This is a genomic window from Halobellus marinus, assembly GCF_032113415.1.
GTDB lineage: Archaea > Halobacteriota > Halobacteria > Halobacteriales > Haloferacaceae > Haloquadratum > Haloquadratum marinus.
Window position 1 is genome coordinate 2,227,095 of record NZ_CP134946.1, and the last position, 20,050, is coordinate 2,247,144.

Consider the following 20,050-nt stretch of genomic DNA (forward strand, 5'->3'; position numbering starts at 1 on the left):
CACACGGAGAGCACGCCGTTGAAATTCCAGATCGCGTCCGCGAATCAGTAACCGTCAGACGCTACGCGTCGCTTTGACCGTCGGATCCGACTTATCGCGAATCGTCGAGATACGGACTGGGGGCGACAGTCGCAGAGATCTTCGTCTGTGAGTGTGCCTCGACAGTCGGATTCGGCGAGTGTCCACCTTCCTCGCCCCAGATGAAGCTCACTTCCGTGCCGGGCTCGCTGTACTCTCTGTCGATCGAGCAGATGGAGATCATCTCGCGATCGCTGTAGGAGTACGCGAAACTCTTCGAGATGCCGACGACGCCGCCGTCCTTGAGCACCTTGTCGTGGTGGCCACCCCATCGGTCGCGCGGAAGGTCGATTAGTTTGTTCGGGAGTCCATCGTCGTCAAATAGCGACGCGAAGATGCCGATCGCATCCTCGTCGTCCCAAATAAGTGTCACGCGCGTGCGCTGCGGATCCTCGGCCTCCTGTTCCAGCGCTTCGCTGCCGACGAAGTCGTGATCGAACTCGATCATATGATCGTAGCCGATGTCGATCGGGCTGACGTAGTAATCTCTGATGTCGTCGGAGTGGTAGCTCCCGGCGATCGAATACGTCCCTTCGTAGCTGCTGGCGTCCAGCCACTCGCGGTACTCCGCCATCTCCTCACCAGTGTATATCGCGGGAACGTGCGTCGTCACCCAGCCGAGTTTCACGCTCAGCGGTTCGTAGGCTCGCGTGCCGAGCCGCTGGATGTCGTACTCCTGGCCCGCCTCGAGGATCACGTCCTTGATCAGATCAGCGTGCTCGTAGGGGCCCTGCAGCTCGAAGCCGACCTCGCCGGCCATCCCGTGTCGGAGTGCTCGGACCTCTTCGCCGGCGATCGTGACTCGCTTGAAGTTGAAGAATGGAATGTCGGTCAGCGATTCGTCGACGATCTCCTGCATCACGTCGAGCGCGTTCGGTCCCTGAACCTGGTAGGTGTAGAAATGCGGATCGCCGTCGTTCTTCGAGGACTTGGGATGGATGGTTTCCTCGACGTCGTACTCGCCCGTCTCAGCGTTGTAGGCCACCCAATGGGCGGCAGGGACCTTGCCGCTCATCACGAACGTCTGTTCTTCGAGTCGCTGGAGGACTCCGTCCCCGATGAACTTGCCGTCGGGATTGCAGAAGATGGCCTGCTTGGCCTTCCCCACATCGAACCCCTCGAAGCTGTTCGTGCAGAGACGCTTCAGGAGGTCGAAGGAGTCGGGACCTTCGATCACCTGGTCCATCTGATGGTGAGAGAGGTCCGCTAGGACACACGTTTCGCGTGCGGCGCGTAGCTCGTCCATCCAGTTCGTGTATTCGCGTTTCACTTCCTGTGGCCAGACCCAGCGTCCGCCGGCCTGCTGGAGCATTCCCACTGGGTCCTGAGCCGCATCTAAAGCTGTCTGTAGGCTTCGGTCAGCCATACAACAGTGGATACGGTTCCGGTATTTAACTTTTGTGTCCAGAAGCGGCAGTTCAGCCTATCTTCCGTGGCTGCTTCCCCAGGTCCGCAGACGACAGGTCCGGTTTTCCCACACGAGCAGCGGGAGTCGTGGTACGATGCGGAACCTCGTACGGTTCAACGAGACTGTATTACGGATGTGACTCAGGGGTCGAAAATTCCGATCGCTCCCTCACGATCTTTCTCCAGATTTGTGTTTAATATTGTTGAACAGCAAAAGGCGCGTGGCATTCGATCCAGACCTATAGAATAACATATGTACGCCTGTGATTTAAACTGTTTCAACCGGGGGAGGGGCTGTCAGACTGGATCCGGGGGTATATTCCTAATGTATGTACGTCTGTTATCTGTCTAGAGTTCGATTAAAGGTCACCGTCGAAATAGGTTAGTTTCGTGCCGGTTGCGGTTATGCCGAGTTCCGGACAGGACCAGTAATATCGACTGGTGAAAACGACGTAATATAACGGTCGTACATATGTGATGCGATAGCAGATCAGAACACTCACCCGAGCGGCCAGGCGTTGGGAGGTACGTCGAACGCGTGAGTTCTAGCGGATTCCGGTCACAGACCGCTTTCCGAGTACGTCAGTTTCAGCTCGATTTCGTTGGCGGCACCCTTCACGATGTCGGGGACCTCTTCGGTGAATCGTTCGCCGACGAACCGGTTTGCGGGACCAGCGAGGCTGATCGAGCAGACGACCTCGTCGTCGAGCATTATCGGTGCGGCGACCGAGCGCATTCCCTCGATCGACTCCTCTCTGGAGTACGCGTGACCGCGCTCCCGTATCCGTCGCAGTTCGTCCCGTAACTCATCGGGGTCCGTGATCGTCTGCGCGGTCTTCCGTTCCAACGGATCCGATGACAGAATCTCTTCGATTCGCTCTTCCGGCAGGTGGGCGAATATCGCCTTGCCGCTGGCCGTGCAGTGGAGGTCAGAGCGGTCTCCCATCGTGAGGTCTGTCCGAACGGCTCGATCCCCCTCTGTCCCGTAGACGTACACAGCGTCGCCCATTTCCTCCACGAAACAGGCCGCCAGTTCCCCCGTCGAGTCCGCTAACTCTTCGACTTTCGATTTAACGTTCGGGAATACGGGTTCACTCCAGAGGGCGTACATTCCATACTGTAGGAACTGTAGCCCAATCTGGTACTTTGATCCGTTCTTCACGACGAACTTGTTCTTCGAGAGGGTATTCAGGTAGACCTGGACGGTGCTCTTCGGCATATCTAATTCCTGTGATAATTCTGTGACGGTCTTTCCGCCGTTCACTTTGAGATGTTCAACAATCTTGAACACCTTGTCGACGGATTTGAGGATATTACCTTGCGGATTCATACCACGGAGTAGGTTCTTGTTTTATAACAATCTTTTCTTTTACCCCTGAGTCACGCCATCGTTCAAACGTATTGAACAGATACCGTAAGAAAGGTCGCGGCAAATACGGAATGCACGTATCACTCCGTAGGGGAAACATTTATATTGGTGCTTGGGTATGTGAGCCTATGGGTGACAATAGCAGCCCCCTGTCTAGAAGGAAGGTAGTCAAATCGCTGGCCGCAGGTTCCGGGATCGCCGCGCTCGCCGGTTGTTCCGGAGGAGGTGGAGGAGGATCCACTGACGGCGACAGCGGGAGTGACGGCGATAGTTCCGGTGACGGAAGCACTGCCAGTTCCGGTGGCGACAAGGCCGTTGTGCGCGTGAGCGGCGGCGGCGGTAGCTGGGGAGAAAGCCGACGGGCTGCATTCTTTGAGCCCTTCGCAAACGGCGAGCCACCGTACGAGGAGGAACACAACTACAAGTACATCACCGCCTCGTCCGAACAGTACACCTCAGAACTGAAACGAGATCCGGAAAATCCCCCCTCCGAACTCGTCGAACTGGACGGGCAGCGCGCCGAACTCCTCGGGCAGAACGACGCACTAATCAAACAGTCGGACTTCGACAACTACGACGACATCCCGTCGGCGTTCAAAAACGAGTATATGGGTGGGACCGTGTACTTCCCCCGTGGTATCGCCTACCGGGAGGACAAGACCGACAAAGAATTCAATACCTGGGATTCACTCATCGATCCCGACCTCGAGGGGAAAGTCGGATTCGAGCCCTGGGACAATGCGGGCTCGAAATACTTCTACGTCATCAACAAGATCAAGGGTGGCGACCTCGACAACCTGGAACCTGGCTTCGAGTGGCTCCGCGAGTTCGTCGAGACGACTGATCCTGTCATCTTCGATCAGATCGACCAGGCCCGGAATCTCTTCTTGAACGACGAGATGTACGTCGCGCCGTTCCTCTCGGCCCGCACCGAGAATTTGGAGATCGAAGAGGATCTCCCGATGGGCTTCTCGGTTCCGGAGGGTGGAAGCGTCCAGGACTACTGGGGGTACCCGATCACCAAACACACCAGCGAAGACCGTCTCGAGCAGGCCAAAATTCTCGGAAACGGGAATTTGGCCCCTGAAACGCAGGCCAAGTTCGCAGAGGTGATGGGATATCCGCCCGCCAATCCGGCTGCAAGCGAGCTGATCTCCGAGGAGACCATCGAGAACCATCCGATGATGAATCCGAGCGAAGAGCAAAGAGAGCGGTACGATGTTGGCATCGACTGGCTCCAGGTGGAACGGCAGAAACAGGAAGACGGACAGCGCTTCAAGGAGATTATCGCTAGCGCATAGTACCGTCGCCGACAATCGACGACCACTAACCCGGATCAGCGATCGTCCGTTCTACGGTAGTTTCTCGTTGGGTGGCCGTCGTACCACTGTTTTGATCGATCAGCTCTGTCAGAAGTAAGTACAGATTACTTGTGTAGCAGCTACCGGTCGTGCATCAGTCACGTCGTCGGGACCGTGCGTCGTGCACGCCATTCCCAAAGATTAAATACAAAGAACGGTATCTCAGTTATAGCCGAGATATGTCGTTTGTAAACATCCAGAACCTACGAAAAGAATATGGGGACCTCGTCGCGGTGGACGACGTTTCACTGGACATCGAGGAAGGAGAGTTCGTCTCGATCCTCGGTCCGTCGGGGTCCGGGAAGACAACGATGCTGAAGTCGATCGCCGGATTCGTCGACCCCACTGCGGGAAGCATCGTCGTCGCCGGAAACGAGATGATCGGGCTACCGCCGGAGGACCGAAATATGGGCCTCGTGTTCCAACGCTTGGCTCTCTTCCCGCATATGTCTGTGTTCGACAACGTGGCGTTCGGGCTCCGGCATCGGGAAAACCTCACTGAGGCGGAGATCGAAGAGCGCGTCGCCGACATCCTCGAAATCGTGTCACTTCCGGGCTACCAGGATCGTGGCATCCAGAATTTGAGTGGGGGGGAACAACAGCGCGTCGCGCTCGCTCGCGTGCTCGTCTTGGAGCCTGACTTGCTTCTCTACGACGAGCCGCTGTCGGACCTCGATCGCCAGCTCCGCGAGCAGATGCGCCGCGAAATCAAAGATCTCCACGACAGACTCGAGATCACCTCGATTTACGTGACACACAACCAGCGCGAGGCGCTGACGCTGTCGGATCGTGTCCTCGTACTCCACGAGGGTGAGAAGGTCAGGTACGCGCCACCGTCGAAGATCTACCAGGACCCACAGTCGAAGTTCGTTGCGAACTTCGTCGGCGACTCGAACTTTGTCCCGAGTTCCTTCGATCACCAGAACAATACGGTGACATTCGACAACGACGACATCACGCTCCCGATGCACGAGGCAGACGCCGATGCGAACACCGATCTCCTCTACATTCGCCCCGAGGACATTACGATCAACCCAGACGACACGTCCGACGGAGAACTCACCTACCCGGGGACTGTGCGCAGCACGGTTCATCTGGGCTCGGTGACCGAGTACAAGATCCAGGTCGGGAACAACGAGCTCCTCGCCACCGCCCTGGGGGCACCGAAGTATGGCAAGGGTGACGATGTCTCCGTCCGACTCGAGACGTACGGGCTCGTGGAGGCATAGTATGCTGGGTGCTATCTCCGATCTCAGTCAGTCGAGCAGGCTGGCAGACTGGGTAGATGAGTACCTGCCGGCACTGCCTCCGGCAATCTATCTGCTTGTCTTTCTGATCCTGCCAATCCTCTATGCGGCGTATATCAGCTTCTTCGAGTACAGTGCGACGACCATCATCACGTGGAATTTCACACTCGAACACTACGAGAAGCTTCTGCTCAATCCGTTCTACCAGGGGCTGCTCTGGTACACAGTCAAGCTATCTCTCATCGTGTCCGCATTCTGTGTGCTACTCGGATACCCGCTCGGATACTTTATTGCGACGACCACGCCGCTGCGGCGGCAGCTTGCGCTGTTCTCGGTGTTTCTCCCGCTTATGGTCGGGACAGTTGTTCGGGTCTACGGGTGGATCGTGCTCTTTTCCACAAACGGCGTAATCAACACTATCCTTATGGATCTAGCGGGTTTCAAACTCGACCTCTTCGGGAATACGCTATCGGTCACGATCGGACTGATCGGGGTCTACCTCCCGCTGGTCGTCCTTCCCGTCTACTCGTCGATCGAAGACATCCCGGACTCGCTCGTCCCGGCCGCGCGCAACCTCGGCGCGAACCAGCTTCAAGCGTTCTTCAAGGTGACCTTCCGGCTAAGCCTCCCCGGTCTGCTCACGGGAACGATCTTCGTGTTCGTCCTCACGATGAACTCCATTGTGACTCCTGACCTGCTCGGCGGCCGTTCGGATCTGACGATGGGACGGTTGATATACGACAGCGCCGTGAGCAGTCTCAACTGGCCCTTCGCGAGCGCCGTCGGGACGGTCCTGACACTCACCACGACGGCCCTGGTGTACGTCTACTTTACATTCGTCCGCGACCGAATGGGGGTTTCAGGATGGGACTGATGGTCATCCTCAGCGCCCTCTCGAGCGTGCTGACCGGCCGGGACTCGCGGTCGCTCTCGACCCCTGCAGTCGTCGCTGGGCGGGTACTCTACTATGGCCTGCTCGGACTGGCGGTCTCCACGCTGATCCTTCCGATCATCATCGTGATCGGGATCTCGCTGAGCCCGACCCAATCCCAGGCGTTTCCCCCGTCAGGGATCTCGCTGCGCTGGTACCAGGAGTTCCTCGTGAGTTCGTTCTTCGACCCGTTCTTTTTCGTGAGCCTGCCGATCGCGGTCACCACCGCCACCATCTCGACGGTTCTCGGCATTCTCGCCGCGTACGTCGTCGTCCGTCGCGAGGTCCCCTTCGAGAACGAGGTCGTGATGTACTTCATTTCCCCGCTCATCATCCCGCCGGCGATCATTGCACTGGCGCTGATGATAACGCTCAATTTCAATTTCCTGGGCTTCGTTCCGACGTTCGCAAAGCTCGTAGTGGGCCACGTGGTCATCACGATTCCGTACACGTTCCTCACGGCGATGACGGCGATCGAGTCGGTCGACACCGAACTCGTCGAAGGGGCGCGAAACCTCGGCGCATCCAAGTTTCAGGCCTTTCGAAAGGTAACGCTCCCACTGATGAAAAGCGGGGTCGTCTCCGGGTTCCTCCTGGCGTTCATTCTCTCGTTTACGGACTCGCTGCTCGCGCTGTTCCTCTCGAGTGGGACCTCGACGACGCTGCCGGTCGAGATGTTCCTCTTCCTGCAGTATGAATCGTCCCCTCTAGTCGCGGCCACTGCGACTGTCCAGATCCTCCTGGTGCTGGTCCTCGTGTTGCTAATCGGCCGCCTGGTCGGCTTCAAGGCTGTCACCGTCGACACCTGAGACACATCCGATTCACCGCCACGTTTTCTCCGTCAGTCATCGAGGCGTTAACCGCACCGATAGTACCGCTCGGGCAACAGAAGTGAACGTTCGGACGGTTCTGTTCTCGAAGCTGACCCTGACCAACGGCTCTCAGTAGCTACTTATTTATTCTTTCGTCCCAATCCTCGCTCGAATGGCTGCAGACAAGAGACCTCTATACATCGACGGTAACTGGACGGAACCGAGCGGCAGCGAGGCGATCCCGGTCTACGATCCGACGACGGGAACCGAGATCCGATCGATCCCCTCCGCAACTGAGGCCGACGTCGAGCGAGCGACTAAAGCCGCCAGGAACGCCCAGGACGACTGGGAACGACGCCCGGCGAAGGAACGCGGCGATCTGCTCCGCGAAGTCGCCGACGTGATCGAAAATCACGCCGAAATGCTGGCAGAGACCCTCGTCGCCGAACAGGGAAAGACCCGGTCCGTCGCGGAGTACGAGATCCGCGCGGCCGCAGACATCGCGCGGTATATGTCAGAGTGGGACCGGCGGATCGAGGGCGACGTCGTGCCCGGGAGCGAACCGCGTCAGTCCATCAGTCTGCTGCGAAAACCGTACGGGGTGGTCGCGGGGATCATTCCCTGGAATTTCCCGATCTCGGTGTTCGTGCGGAAGTTCGCACCCGCCCTCGTCACGGGCAATACGACGGTTCTGAAACCCAGTGAACTGACGCCGCTGACGACACTCGAACTCGTCGAAATCGTCGACCGCGAGGTCGATCTTCCCGAGGGAGTACTGAACGTCGTTACCGGCGGTGGTGCGGTCGGGGCCGGACTCGTGAGCGACAGCGAGGTGGATTACGTGACGATGACCGGCAACGTCGATACCGGAAAGGCGATTATGCGAAACGCCGCCGACGACCTCACGCGGGTCTCCCTCGAGCTCGGCGGCAAGGCACCGGCGATCGTCTGCGCGGACGCCGACATCGAACTCGCCGTCGAGAACATCGTCGCCTCCCGGACGATCAACGCCGGACAGGCCTGTACGTGCGTCGAGCGAGTGTACGTCCACTCCGACGTCCGCGAGGAGTTCCAAGCGCAGTTCGTCGCGGCGATGGACGCACTCGAGATCGGCGACCCGAGAGACGACCCCGATATGGGGCCGCAGGTGAGCGAGGGCGAACGCGAGAAGACGCAGGAAGCGATTCGAGGCGCGATCGAACAGGGGGCAGAGGTTCTCACCGGCGGCGCCGCGGTGCACGACCCCCCGACCGACGGCGGCCACTGGGTGGAACCGACCGTCCTCGCCGACGTCGACCAGGGGATGGACGTCGTCAGCGAGGAAGTCTTCGGCCCGGTGGCTCCCATCATCGAGGTGGATTCCGTGGCTCAGGCCGTCGAATACGCCAACGACTCCCATTACGGGCTGTCCTCGTACGTATTCACCGAGAGCTATCGGGACGCGATGCAGATCGCAGAGGACCTCGACTTCGGTGAGACGTTTATCAACGGAAGTGGCGGCGCTCAGCAGGGCCATCACATCGGCTGGAAGGAGTCCGGTCTGGGCGGTGAGGACGGCAAACACGGTGCGCTGAAGTACACGCAGATCAAGTCGGTCTACCACAACTTCCAGTGAGAGATTCCGGCTGACAGCTCGGACTCTCTGATCCCATCGAACGGCCACACTTCCGGTAGTCGGTAGATATAATAAACGGTAGTCTGAATTTTTGCTATGGTTGAGACCACAGCCGGAGTCGTTGGACTCGGCAAAATGGGCGGCAATATGGCGAAGCACCTGCTCGACGAGGGATTCGAGGTGTACGGACACGACCTCCAGCCGGGGGCCCGGGAAGCGTTCGCGGACTACGGCGGGATCGTCGCCGACAGCGGCCGTGACGTGGCCCGACAGAGTGACGTCACTATCACGAGCCTTCCGAACTCCGAGATCGTAAAGGGGGTCTACACCGGCGAGGGCGGACTGGCACACGAGTCTGTCGATACGACGTTTCTGGAGATGAGCACGATCGCACCGCCGACGACCGAAATCGTGGCAGACGCCGTCGAGGAGACACCCGCGGAGATTCTGGACGCACCGATCACGGGCGGTCCGGAAAACTCGCGTGACGGAACGCTCACTGGCCTCGTCGGTGGGAAAGAGGCCGTCTTCGACTCCGAGCACGCACAGGATGTGTTGCAGGCCCTCTGTGCGGAACTCCACTACGCTGGGTCCTCAGGGGCCGGCCACGCGATGAAACTGCTGAACAACACGATGTCGATGGGGAACCTGCTTTTGGCGATGGAGACTGTCGCGCTCGGCGCACGATACGGCATCGACAGCGAGCGGCTCTGGGAGATCCTCGGGAACGCAAGTGCGACCTCGGTGGCGTTCGAGAGCCGGATGCCGCGCGTCCTCGAACGCGACTTCGAGGCGGGTTTCAGTGTCGACTTCGCCCGGAAGGACGTCGGCCTCGCCGTCGATATGGCGGATTCGGAGGATTTCCCTATGGTAATGGGGAGCCTGGTTCACCGCCTCTACACGCAGGCCAGCGACGAGGGCTTCGGTGAGGAAGACGTGGGTGCGGTCGTGAAGATGTTCGAGCAGGAACTAGAAGACCGGGTCGGCGGCGAGTAACGTTACTCGTCGAGACGGCTGTAGGCGACTTTACTCGTCGAGACGGCTGTAGGCGACTTTACTCGTCGAGACGGCTGTACAGTTCGTCGGCGTCGATCGTCTTTCGATCGTTGGCGTGGATCGACTGCCCGTCGCCGCTGAAATTCGACTCGAAGTCGACGTATCGTTCGAGTTTCTTCGAGGCGTCTTCGAACACCGGCGTCCCGTGGTTGAGGAGAGCGACGTCGAAGTCGTAGCCCAGCAGTTTTTCGAGGTTCTTCTCCGCTGCGACAGCGGCCTCAGGTGGTTGGTTCGTGTGCGTCGCCTGCGGCGGGTGGATGAGATATCCGGGCGGGAGGCCGCGGCGGTCGGAGCCGCAAACCGTATCGGCACAGTGGGCGATCCCTGCCTCCTCGTCGACGAGGACGGAGTTCCCGGGCGAGTGACCGGGGACGTGTACGGTCTCGAAGCGGCCGATCTGTTCGTTGTCGCCGAAGAGGTGATCCGGCTCGGTCTGGATGTCGATCCCGTAGTCGTCGATCTCGACCACGTTGTCGTCTTCAGGAACCCACGTTTCCACGCCGTAACGGTCGACGACCTCGTCGAACGCCCCGACGTGATCCAGATGCCGGTGAGTGATGATCAGTCGTTCGGGCTCGACGCCGATCTGTTCGATTCCTTCAAAGAGGTACTCGACGCGGTTCTGAAAGCAGGTATCCACGAGGGTTGGCACGTCACCGGGGAGGTCGAAAAAGTAGGTTCGGTGGCGCTCGCCCTGCGTGATTTCGGGGCCTTCGTCCGCGGCTTGCCAGGTGATATCGTACACGGTATCGGCGATGTCGAGCGTTCTTACGACTGGAGCGGTCTCAGACATACGAAGAGAGATTCCGTCGAGATACAAATAGCCATCGTCCCTCGACCGTCTCGCCGACGAGGAAATCGAATCGCTGAGGCCTTCGGGGTAGTATCCACTGTGGATCGGTTCTCCCATCCTTTTTGTAACGGCGTTGTGAAGCTACAGACCGGAGATATCAATGAGCAATCACCGGAGACAGTGCAAGCGGCGAGTCCACGAGTTTGCACAGTCGATACAGGAGACAGGGGCCGACCGTTTCGCGGACGTACTGGAGGAGTACTATCACCCCGACGCGAACTGGCAGGGTCCGGCCCCAATCGACGAGTTGAACGGGCGAGCAGAGATTCACGACGGCTACTGGGAGCCACTTCTGGAGTCCTTCCCGGATCTCGAACAGAACGACTACATCCTCTTCGGCGGTGAGTTTCGGGACAACACGTGGGTCTGTGCTGCAGGCAACTTCGTCGGAACCTTCGAGAATGACTGGCTCGACATTCCCGCCACAGGGCACGCGACGTGGCTCAGACACGGGACGTTCCACCGGTTCGAGGATGGGAAGATCGCGGAGACACGACTCTTCGTCGACGTTCTGGACGTGATGCGGCAGGCCGGCTTTCGCTTTGTGCCCGCACTTGCCCCCGAGGTCGTTGCGCCGGCGCCTGCGACGGCCGACGGGATTCTCCTCGACGGTGCGGACGCCGCCGAGACCGAGCAGACGCAGGAGCTCGTCGAGGGGATGATTTTCGAGGGCCTGGAATCCTACGAGGACGAGGGACTCGAGGGGATGGGGATGGAGGAGTACTGGCACGAGGACTTTATGTGGTACGGGCCGGCCGGCATCGGTTCGACCCGCGGTATCGACGGGTTTCAGGCGTACCATCAGCAGCCGTTCCTCGAGGCGTTCCCCGATCGGGGGCCTGACAGCGACGACATCCGACTGGCCGAGGGAACGTACGCTGCGTGGACCGGGTGGCCGAGTTTGGAGGCGACACACTTGGGCGACGGCTGGCTGGGGCTTCCTGCGACGGGGACGTCGGTCGAGATGCGAGTAATGGACTTCTGGCGACGGGAGGGTGACCTCCTGGCGGAGAACTGGGTGTTCATCGATATGATCGACCTGCTCGAACAACTCGGCGTCGACGTCTTCGAGCGACTGCGGAACGACCGGCAGTACTTTTGACGGCCACTAGGCCATCGATGAGCGACGGATCAGCGGTCGCTTTCCGGTTCCCGCGACAGTGTCATCAAAAGGAATCGACTGTCGAGTCGACACTTGGAACGCTCCATTCGTTCGGGGCTCCGACAGTGTTTTATCCTTTTCGCGAGGAGAAAGACGCAATCGGTGAGAGCTATGACAACACAGAGGATGGAAAACAAACAGTTACTAGACGATTTCTCCAGTCGCGTTCGCGAGACGACTGCGGACAGTGTCGACGAGCTGCTCTTCGAATACGTCCACGAGGACGTCGAGTGGCACGGACCCGCCCCGATCGACGAACTCACAGGCAGGACTGAACTCGTCGAAGAGTTCTGGCGGCCGTTACTGCGTGCGTTCCCGGATCTCGAAAAGAACGATTACGTCCTCTTCGGCGGTGAGTTCGAAGGCGACGAATGGGTCTGTGCGACGGGCAATTTCGTCGGGACGTTCGAGAACGACTGGCTCGATATTCCCGCCACAGGGCACGCGACGTGGCTTCGATACGGCGAGTTCCACCGGTTCGAAGACGGGAAGATCGTCGAAACGCGCACCATCATCGACGTACTGGACGTGCTCCGACAGGCGGGATACCGGTTCGTTCCGGCGCTCGCTCCGGAGGTGATCGTTCCGGGTCCGTCAACCCAGGACGGAGTCCTCCTCGAGCCGCAAGACGAAGACGAATCCCGGCAGACGATGGAACTGGTCGAGGGAATGCTGTTCGACGGACTGAATTCGTACGAAGAACAGGGCCTCGGAAATATGGGGATGGAACAGTACTGGCACGAGGACTTTATGTGGTACGGCCCCGCCGGCATCGGCAGTACCAGAGGTATCGAAGGGTTCCAGGAGTTCCATCAGAATCCGTTCCTGGAGGCGTTCCCCGACCGGGAAGTCGGACATCACGACGCCCGCCTCGCCGAAGGAAACTACTGCGCCTCGACCGGATGGCCGGCAGTTGTCGGAACGCACCTCGGCGACGGGTGGCTTGGACTGCCGGCGACCGGAAACTCCGCGGATATGCGGGTTATCGACGTCTGGCGGCGTGAGGGCGATCTGCTGGCGGAGAACTGGGTGTTCATCGATATGATTGATCTCCTGGAGCAACTCGGTGTGGACGTCTTCGAGCGACTTCGAAACAATCCCGAATCAGTCCGCTGGACCGGAACGTCGTAATCGGGCGGAACGAAACCCAGTTGCTGCAGTTCTGTGATTTCTCACGTTCTCCCCCCACGTTGCAGCCGCCAGTATCTCGAACTTCGAAAACCCCGGCGTGTCATAGTGATCACGCTCGTCCCTTTCCGCCGAGCACCACCCCCGTAGACGGCGTTCGTCGGGACACAGAGAGAGTTATCAGTAGCAGTCATCGGCGGGACCAGGTACCCGCGGATATCGGGTGTAGTATCATCGGCGTTGCCGCAGCCTTCCTGTCGAATCAGCCGAGTACAGTTCGAGAGAGATCACCAACCAATAGTTATTTTACTGTATTGATCAGTCAGGTAGGTGTGAGTCCTATCACGAACGAACGCAAGCGGTTAGTCCACGAGTTTTCGCAAGCTGTTCACGATGCGACCGCGGCGGACGTCGGAGAACACCTCACCGAGTACTATCATCCCGACGCCGAGTGGCACGGCCCCGAGCCGATCAACGCGGTCGAAGGCACCGACGCGATCGCCGACGCGTACTGGGTGCCGCTTCTGGAATCATTTCCAGACCTCGAAAAGAACGACTACATCCTCCTCGAAGACGAGTTCGAAAGCGAGCAGTGGGTCAGTACAGCAGGGACGTTTGTCGGTACGTTTGACGAAGACTGGCTCGACATCCCTGCAACCGGGCAGACGACCTGGATCCAGTACGGTGCACTCTACCGCGTGGTGGACGGGAAAATAGCAGAGACGCGGATTCTGTTTGACGTGCTCGACGTTATGCGACAGGCGGGTTACCGATTCATCCCGGCACTTGCGCCCGAAGTCGTTCGACCGGGTCCAGCAACACAGGACGGACTCCGCTTTGACGAGCAAGAAGAATCAGCGTCCAAACAGACCCTCCAGTTGGTCGAAGATATGATCTTCGAGGGGCTAGGTTCGTACGATGGAGAGGATCTGGATGTTATGGATATGGACACGTACTGGCACGAGGACTTTATGTGGTACGGCCCGGCGGGCATCGGTACCACCCGTGGCGTCGACGGGTTCCAGGAATTCCATCAAGGGCCGTGGTTGGAAGCCTTTCCCGACCGCGGAACCGGGGGGAACGCCATCCGTGTTGCCGAAGGCGACTACTGCGCCTGGACAGCGTGGCCGAGCGGTGAGGCCACGCATCTCGGGGACGGCCTGTTTGGCCTCCCGAGCACCGGTGAGACAGTAACCTTCCGCGTCATCGACTTCTGGCGGCGGGAGGGCGACCTGCTGGCGGAGAACTGGGTCTTCATCGACATCATCGAGTTGCTCAACCAGATTGGCGTCGACGTTTTCGAACGACTCCGCAACAATCCCGGAGCGGTTTAGTGGCCCGGGACCCAGTGTCGGATCACGACGAGGACGTGCCGGTACGGTTCTAATACTGGCAGACGCAGGCCGCAAGTGCCAGAAATTCACACATCGTCACAGCCGACAGTACAGCGCACAGACCCCCGATTCTCTCGTGACTAACTGGTGACGCATCCGATCGTCCGCAGTCGATCGATCGGGTGACTGGAGACGGCGAATCTCGATAACAGTCGTTGATGAGAACCACAGGGGTGCTCGCCGATATAACTCGTGGTGCTTATTGTGGGTACTCGATCCCCCATTCGAGGGATTTCAGCGATCCTGACAGGGACTGCCGACCGGTACTTATTTTACCGCCTTACTCTCCACTTACGCGTGAACGTATGACGAGCGAACGCAAGCGGTTAGTCCACGAGTTTTCACAGGAAATTCACGAGGCGACTGCAGAGGGTGTTGGGGACCTCCTCACGGATTATTACCATACCGACGCGGAGTGGCACGGCCCCGAGCCGATCAACGCGGTCGAAGGCACCGACGCGATAGCCGACGCCTACTGGGAACCGCTCCTCGAATCGTTCCCGGATCTGGAAAAGAACGACTACATCCTGTTCGGTGGCGAGTTCGAGGGCGGCGAATGGGTGTGTGCGACGGGGAACCTTGTCGGGACCTTCGAGAACGACTGGCTCGATATTCCCGCGACGGGGCACGCGACGTGGCTTCGATACGGCGAGTTCCACCGGGTCGAAGACGGAAAGATCGCCGAAACCCGACTGCTCGTCGACGTTCTGGACGTGATGCGCCAGGCCGGCTATCGGTTCGTTCCGGCGCTCGCTCCGGAAGTCGTGATTCCAGGACCGACGACGCAGGACGGCGTCCTCCTCGGCGAACAGGACGAAGAGGAGTCCGAAAAGACGCTTGACGTGGTCGAGGGGATGATCGACGGGCTTCACGACTACGAGGAGGAGGGACTCGACGGAATGGGTCTCGAGACGTTCTGGCACGAGGACTTTATGTGGTACGGCCCGGCGGGGACGGGCACGACTCGCGGGATCGATGGATTTCAGGAGTACCACCAGGCGCCGTTTCTCACCGCGTTCCCCGACCGTGAGGGCGGGGACCACGTCGCCCGGTTCGCCGAGGGCCACTACTGCGCTTCGACGGGATGGCCGTCCGTCAGGGCGACGCACCTGGGCGACGGGTGGATGGGCCTTCCGGCGACCGAAGAGCCAGTCGAAATGCGCGTGATGGACTTCTGGCGGCGGGAGGGTGACCGTCTCGCGGAGAACTGGGTGTTCATCGACAAGATCGATCTGCTCCAGCAGATGGGCGTGGACGTTTTCGATCGGCTCCGTGACGATCGGCAGTACTTCTGAGCGTCAGCTGATCGGGACGAGCCGCTGGAATGATCCGGTCGGCAACTGACGAACCGGGGATCGGACTTAACGCAATAATTAAGAGACACGCTGTCGACCATCAAGTAGGGTTCACTAGTGACGCACATTAGCTTCGAAACCGCGATACGGTCGGTCACAGATATCGAGAGCTGGGTAGCGAACGCGGCCGGGGGGTCGTGTCAATGACAGAAGACTGGCGCACGGCGGACGAACTCGACGTCGAACGGATGATCCGGCAGAGCACCAGGGAGATCTGGGACGAGAAGCTCGTCGGGAAGATCTACGAGTACTACGCCGACGACGTGGTGGTCCACGGCGGCGGCGGAGATATCGTCGGCTCCGATGCGCTCGTCGAAGACACCCTGGCTCGGCTGAACGCCTTTCCCGAGACGGAGATGAACATCGAGAAGATCATCTGGGAGGGCAACCCCGAAGACGGGTACTACACGTCGATGGTGCGGACGATCACCGCCGAGAACGTCGGACCGACCGAATATGGACCGCCGACCGGAAAGACAATCGAGGACAATCTCGGCATCGCGAACTGTCTCATCCAGAAGGTCGACGGCGAGTGGAAATACGTCGAAGAGTGGATCGCCTACGATAAACTGGGATACATCAAGGCCGTCACTCCGGACGACGATCCCATCCACGACTACTAAGCGGACTCACGATCTAAATTGAGCACACACGCGTGCTGGGTTGGAGTCTCAGACAGCTCCGTAGTTTTCCGGGTGGACAGGCTCTCGAGCACCTTCACGAGGAGTTCTCAGAGAGAATGAAGCAAAGCGACGAGCGTATACTTACGACTCACGTCGGGAGCCTTCCCCGGACGGAGCAGTTGATCGAGTTACTGGATCGACGAGGGGAAGGAAACGAGATCGATCGAAACGAACTCGACGACGCGGTCAGGAAAGCGACGACCCGGGCCGTGCGGCGGCAGGCTGAGGTCGGCATCGATATCGCCAACGACGGGGAGCAGTCTCGTCCGGGCTTTCACATCTACGTCGCCGACCGTCTGGAGGGCTTTAGCGAGCAGACGATCCCCCGTCCGCTATGGGCGGACGTCGAAGACTTCCCCACCTATGCCGGCAAAGCGTTCCCGGATATCGTCTCCGAGGCCCAAACCAGGCCAGTAGCCGTCGACGATCTCCGGTACGTCGATGAGTCGTCCGTCGATGCGGAGATCGAGCGGTACCGACAGGCTGTCGACCGGACGGAGGTAGAATTCACAGAGTCGTTTGTGACTGCCGCATCACCGGGAGTCATCGCCTCTTCGGTGGGGAACGAGTACTACGACTCGAACGACGAGTTCACCTTCGCATTGGCCAGAGAGATGCGAAACGAGTACGAACGGATCGCCGACGAGGGGATGGTCTTACAGATCGACGCCCCGGACCTGCTTTCGGAGCGGCATCGGAAGTTCAAAGACCTCTCTCTCGAGGAATTCAAAGCTACTGCCCGTCGGCGTATCGAGGCGATCAACGAAGCCACACGGGACATTCCCGGAGAGCAGATCCGGTTGCACACCTGTTGGGGCAACTACGAAGGGCCGCATCACAGAGACGTCTCTCTCGAAGACGTCCTCCCGGTTCTCTACGAGGCCGATGTCGGGGGGTTGTTGATCGAGTATGCCAACCCCAGACACCACCACGAGTGGCGGGCGTTCGAGGAACATCCACTCCCGGACGAGTGGCGATTGGCTCCGGGCGTCGTCGACGTCAAGACGAACATCATCGAGCACCCACAGACGGTCGCAGACCGTCTCTGCAAGTGGGCAGAGGTGGTGGGGGACCCCACACGGATACTCGCGGCTCCCGACTGCGGTCTCGCGACGCTGGCAGGCCACCACGTGGTCGACCCGGAGATAGCCTGGGCCAAATTAGAGGCGCTCTCGCAGGGCGCTGACAACGCGAGCCAGCGACTGTTCTCTTGATTTCCCCTGACCGAGAGGAGTTCTCGCCGCCGGTACCGATGAGAACCGAGACGCGGACGATAGAACTCCCTATTGCGATGCGATTTCGGTTTCGATCCGTGAGACAGTCTCACGTAACTCCGGGACGAGCTGTTCTTCAGAGAGCCGATAGGGCGGACCCGACACGTCGAGCGAACCCAGTACACTCCCGTCGGGGTTCGTGATTGCCGTCCCAATAGCCATCAGTCCCTCGAGCGCCTCCTGTCGGTTGATTGCGTACCCTCGTTCGCGTGTCCGTTCTAGTTCCGCGTACAGTTCCTCTCGGCTCCCTATCGTATTCTCGGTTTCCTCGGGGAGCCCCCAGCGATCGATCACTCTATCGACACGCTCGCGCGACCACTCTGCCAGCATCGCCTTACCGCTCGCAGAGTTGTGCATATAGAAGTATCTCCCCACTTGGAAGCCCTCTTTTGCAGCGTCGTTGTTTTCGTCGAAGATGATGACCGAACGGCCGTGCTCGGTGATGGCGAATGCGACCTCTTCGTTGAGTTGGTTGCTCAGTTCGTGGGCGTGCCGGCGAACGATCCCGTACTCGGATTTTCGCTGTCGCGCCTGCTCTCCCAGGTGGAAGAACTTGATTCCCAGATGGAATTCGTTGCCCTCCTTCACGAGGAGTTCGTGGTTACGAAGGGTCGTCAGGTGGCCGTGGACGGTGCTGTTAGCCAGATCCAGTTCTGCGGCGATCTCACTCATCCGGGCACCATCCAAACGGTTGATCACATCAACCACCCGGAGTGAGGTAGCAGTCGTCGTTAGTTCACGTCCGTGGTCCAGCATAGTAGAATATTGATCGGAAGAGTATATAAATATTCACGAGAACCGAATTTTTCGGGGATTCGCACTGTGTACTTTCCGAGGCGAGCGCCGTTTCGGGAGCGAATACTTGGATCGTGACTGTAGAACGGAGAGTAAATGCACGGTTGCGGACAAAATCTTACAGAATCAGCTACGTGTACAGTTGTTGTTTTCGGCAAGCGTGAATCTGCCGGCAGTATCGATCGAACCGCGAGCAACGTACGAACCTCCGCACAGATCTGTGAGTCACCAGATTCGCCGTAGACAGGCTGGAAACGCGGAATTTGATTCGAATCGTGGTGCAGACAGACCCGGACTGGATCCGGAGTCTCAACCTGATCGAGGGAAATATTCACACATAGTGATAGACCAGGGCGACAAAATAAAATAAAAATAAATTATTCGAGTCAAAAACGCATATATACTTGAAGATTCGTAGTATTTGCTGTGTCACCTAACCAACCGCCGCTGTACGAAGCTCACCTCCGAGCGGGCGCGGACTTCACAGACTTCGGAGGGTGGGAGATGCCCGTTTCGTTTGATTCGATCCGCGCGGAACACCGGGCCGTTCGAGAAGACGTCGGGCTGTTCGACGTGAGTCATATGGGGCAGCTACTTGTCGATGGGCCGGGGGCGGAGACGTTGTTGCATCGACTCACCCCTAGCGATGTTCGAGGTGTCGAACCGGGCGAGGCGCTATACACGTGTTTCCTCCGGTCTGACGGCATCATCATCGACGACATCGTCGTCTACGATCATCCGGAGAAAAGTGAGTACGTCGTTGTTCCGAACGCCGGACACGATGAGCAACTACTCGATCGGTTGCGTGAGCACGCTGACCGCTGGAATCTGGATGCAGGAATCGCGAACCGAACCGCCGAAACCGGAATGATTGCCGTACAGGGTCCGGAAGCGATCGACCGGGTCGATACGGCGGCGGAGGGACGGATCGACAGGCTGGATCCGTTCACCTCGATGGCAACGAAGGTCGGAGACGTCGAGTGTCTCGTGGCTCGAACGGGATATACTGGTGAGGACGGCGTCGAGATTCTCTTCTCAGCCGAGGAGGCAAAAGCGATCGACCGGCTGTTCGACGATACCACGCGCTGCGAACTTGGGGCGCGAGACACCCTCAGACTCGAAACCGGACTGTTGCTCTCCGGACAGGACTTTCACCCGGAAGACGAACCGCACGACCCTTTCGAGGCAGGTATCGCATTCGTCGTCGACTTTGACGGTCGAGACTTCGTCGGTCGGTCGGCCCTGGATCAGGCCAAAGAGGGTGAGATCGACGAACAACTCGTCGGGTTGCGCCTCGATGAGCGAGCGATCGCCCGTCACGGACATCAGATCTCCGCCGATGGCGACCTGATCGGACGGGTGACCAGTGGGACGATGAGTCCCACACTGGAGGTCCCTATCGCTCTCGGGTACGTCGCTCCCGACTTTGCAGCTGCTGGAACCGATCTGGCCGTATCGATCCGTGACCGGTCCGTCGAGGCGACCGTCGTCGACACGCCATTCCTCGAATCGTGTGGAGCCTAGCGTGAT

17 protein-coding genes are annotated in these 20,050 nt (G+C 59.1%); 13 read left to right on the plus strand and 4 right to left on the minus strand.

The annotated features are described in order from the left end of the window. Nucleotides 1–91: 91 nt before the first annotated feature. Both RJT37_RS11105 and RJT37_RS11110 read right to left on the minus strand, forming a co-directional pair. Nucleotides 92–1,444 carry a hypothetical protein gene (locus RJT37_RS11105; RefSeq protein ID WP_313684438.1) on the minus strand — a complete coding sequence of 451 codons (1,353 nt, stop codon included), beginning with the start codon at nucleotides 1,442–1,444 and terminating at the stop codon, nucleotides 92–94. A gap of 600 nt (nucleotides 1,445–2,044) precedes the next feature. Continuing rightward, nucleotides 2,045–2,815 (minus strand): IclR family transcriptional regulator, encoded by a 771-nt coding sequence (locus RJT37_RS11110; RefSeq protein ID WP_313684440.1) that lies wholly within the window; start codon nucleotides 2,813–2,815, stop codon nucleotides 2,045–2,047. Between the two features lie 167 nt (nucleotides 2,816–2,982). On the opposite strand from RJT37_RS11110, the gene RJT37_RS11115 reads away from it, so the two are divergent. From RJT37_RS11115 to RJT37_RS11140, 6 genes are all read left to right on the plus strand, one after another. After that, nucleotides 2,983–4,155, plus strand: coding sequence for an extracellular solute-binding protein (locus tag RJT37_RS11115; RefSeq protein WP_313684442.1), 1,173 nt, complete (start codon nucleotides 2,983–2,985; stop codon nucleotides 4,153–4,155). Nucleotides 4,156–4,394: 239 nt separating this feature from the next. Further along, nucleotides 4,395–5,444, plus strand: a complete 1,050-nt coding sequence (locus tag RJT37_RS11120) for an ABC transporter ATP-binding protein (RefSeq protein ID WP_313684444.1) — start codon at nucleotides 4,395–4,397, stop codon at nucleotides 5,442–5,444. A 1-nt stretch (nucleotide 5,445) separates the two neighbouring features. Further along, nucleotides 5,446–6,336: an ABC transporter permease gene (locus RJT37_RS11125; RefSeq protein ID WP_313684446.1), complete on the plus strand. Its 891-nt coding sequence runs from the start codon at nucleotides 5,446–5,448 to the stop codon at nucleotides 6,334–6,336. Beyond that, nucleotides 6,336–7,202 (plus strand): ABC transporter permease, encoded by an 867-nt coding sequence (locus RJT37_RS11130; RefSeq protein ID WP_313684448.1) that lies wholly within the window; start codon nucleotides 6,336–6,338, stop codon nucleotides 7,200–7,202. The genes RJT37_RS11125 and RJT37_RS11130 overlap by 1 nt, the downstream gene beginning before the upstream one ends. A 175-nt stretch (nucleotides 7,203–7,377) precedes the next feature. Next, complete coding sequence (aldA, locus tag RJT37_RS11135; RefSeq protein ID WP_313684450.1) at nucleotides 7,378–8,820, plus strand: aldehyde dehydrogenase; 1,443 nt, start codon at nucleotides 7,378–7,380, stop codon at nucleotides 8,818–8,820. A 96-nt stretch (nucleotides 8,821–8,916) separates the two neighbouring features. Then, nucleotides 8,917–9,816, plus strand: a complete 900-nt coding sequence (locus tag RJT37_RS11140) for an NAD(P)-dependent oxidoreductase (RefSeq protein WP_313684452.1) — start codon at nucleotides 8,917–8,919, stop codon at nucleotides 9,814–9,816. Nucleotides 9,817–9,874: 58 nt separating this feature from the next. On the opposite strand, the gene RJT37_RS11145 is transcribed toward RJT37_RS11140, so the two are convergent. Further along, nucleotides 9,875–10,669 (minus strand): MBL fold metallo-hydrolase, encoded by a 795-nt coding sequence (locus RJT37_RS11145; RefSeq protein WP_313684454.1) that lies wholly within the window; start codon nucleotides 10,667–10,669, stop codon nucleotides 9,875–9,877. Between the two features lie 160 nt (nucleotides 10,670–10,829). Here RJT37_RS11145 and RJT37_RS11150 point away from each other — a divergent pair, with 160 nt between their 5' ends. From RJT37_RS11150 to RJT37_RS11175, 6 genes are all read left to right on the plus strand, one after another. Next, entirely contained in the window at nucleotides 10,830–11,831 is a 1,002-nt protein-coding gene (locus tag RJT37_RS11150; RefSeq protein ID WP_313684456.1) for an ester cyclase, read from the plus strand. Nucleotides 11,832–12,002: 171 nt separating this feature from the next. After that, nucleotides 12,003–13,022, plus strand: coding sequence for an ester cyclase (locus tag RJT37_RS11155; protein ID WP_313684458.1), 1,020 nt, complete (start codon nucleotides 12,003–12,005; stop codon nucleotides 13,020–13,022). 329 nt (nucleotides 13,023–13,351) lie between these two features. Beyond that, entirely contained in the window at nucleotides 13,352–14,353 is a 1,002-nt protein-coding gene (locus RJT37_RS11160) for an ester cyclase (RefSeq protein ID WP_313684460.1), read from the plus strand. A gap of 365 nt (nucleotides 14,354–14,718) precedes the next feature. After that, nucleotides 14,719–15,708 carry an ester cyclase gene (locus tag RJT37_RS11165; protein ID WP_313684462.1) on the plus strand — a complete coding sequence of 330 codons (990 nt, stop codon included), beginning with the start codon at nucleotides 14,719–14,721 and terminating at the stop codon, nucleotides 15,706–15,708. Nucleotides 15,709–15,911: 203 nt separating this feature from the next. Continuing rightward, nucleotides 15,912–16,391: an ester cyclase gene (locus RJT37_RS11170; RefSeq protein WP_313684464.1), complete on the plus strand. Its 480-nt coding sequence runs from the start codon at nucleotides 15,912–15,914 to the stop codon at nucleotides 16,389–16,391. Nucleotides 16,392–16,507: 116 nt separating this feature from the next. Beyond that, nucleotides 16,508–17,665 (plus strand): cobalamin-independent methionine synthase II family protein, encoded by a 1,158-nt coding sequence (locus RJT37_RS11175; RefSeq protein WP_313684466.1) that lies wholly within the window; start codon nucleotides 16,508–16,510, stop codon nucleotides 17,663–17,665. Between the two features lie 69 nt (nucleotides 17,666–17,734). Here the strand turns inward: RJT37_RS11175 and RJT37_RS11180 are convergent, their stop codons facing one another. Further along, nucleotides 17,735–18,481: an IclR family transcriptional regulator gene (locus RJT37_RS11180; RefSeq protein ID WP_313684468.1), complete on the minus strand. Its 747-nt coding sequence runs from the start codon at nucleotides 18,479–18,481 to the stop codon at nucleotides 17,735–17,737. Nucleotides 18,482–18,946: 465 nt separating this feature from the next. Between RJT37_RS11180 and gcvT the strand changes: the two genes are divergently transcribed. Further along, nucleotides 18,947–20,044, plus strand: coding sequence for a glycine cleavage system aminomethyltransferase GcvT (gene gcvT / locus RJT37_RS11185; RefSeq protein ID WP_313684476.1), 1,098 nt, complete (start codon nucleotides 18,947–18,949; stop codon nucleotides 20,042–20,044). Nucleotides 20,045–20,050: the final 6 nt, after the last annotated feature.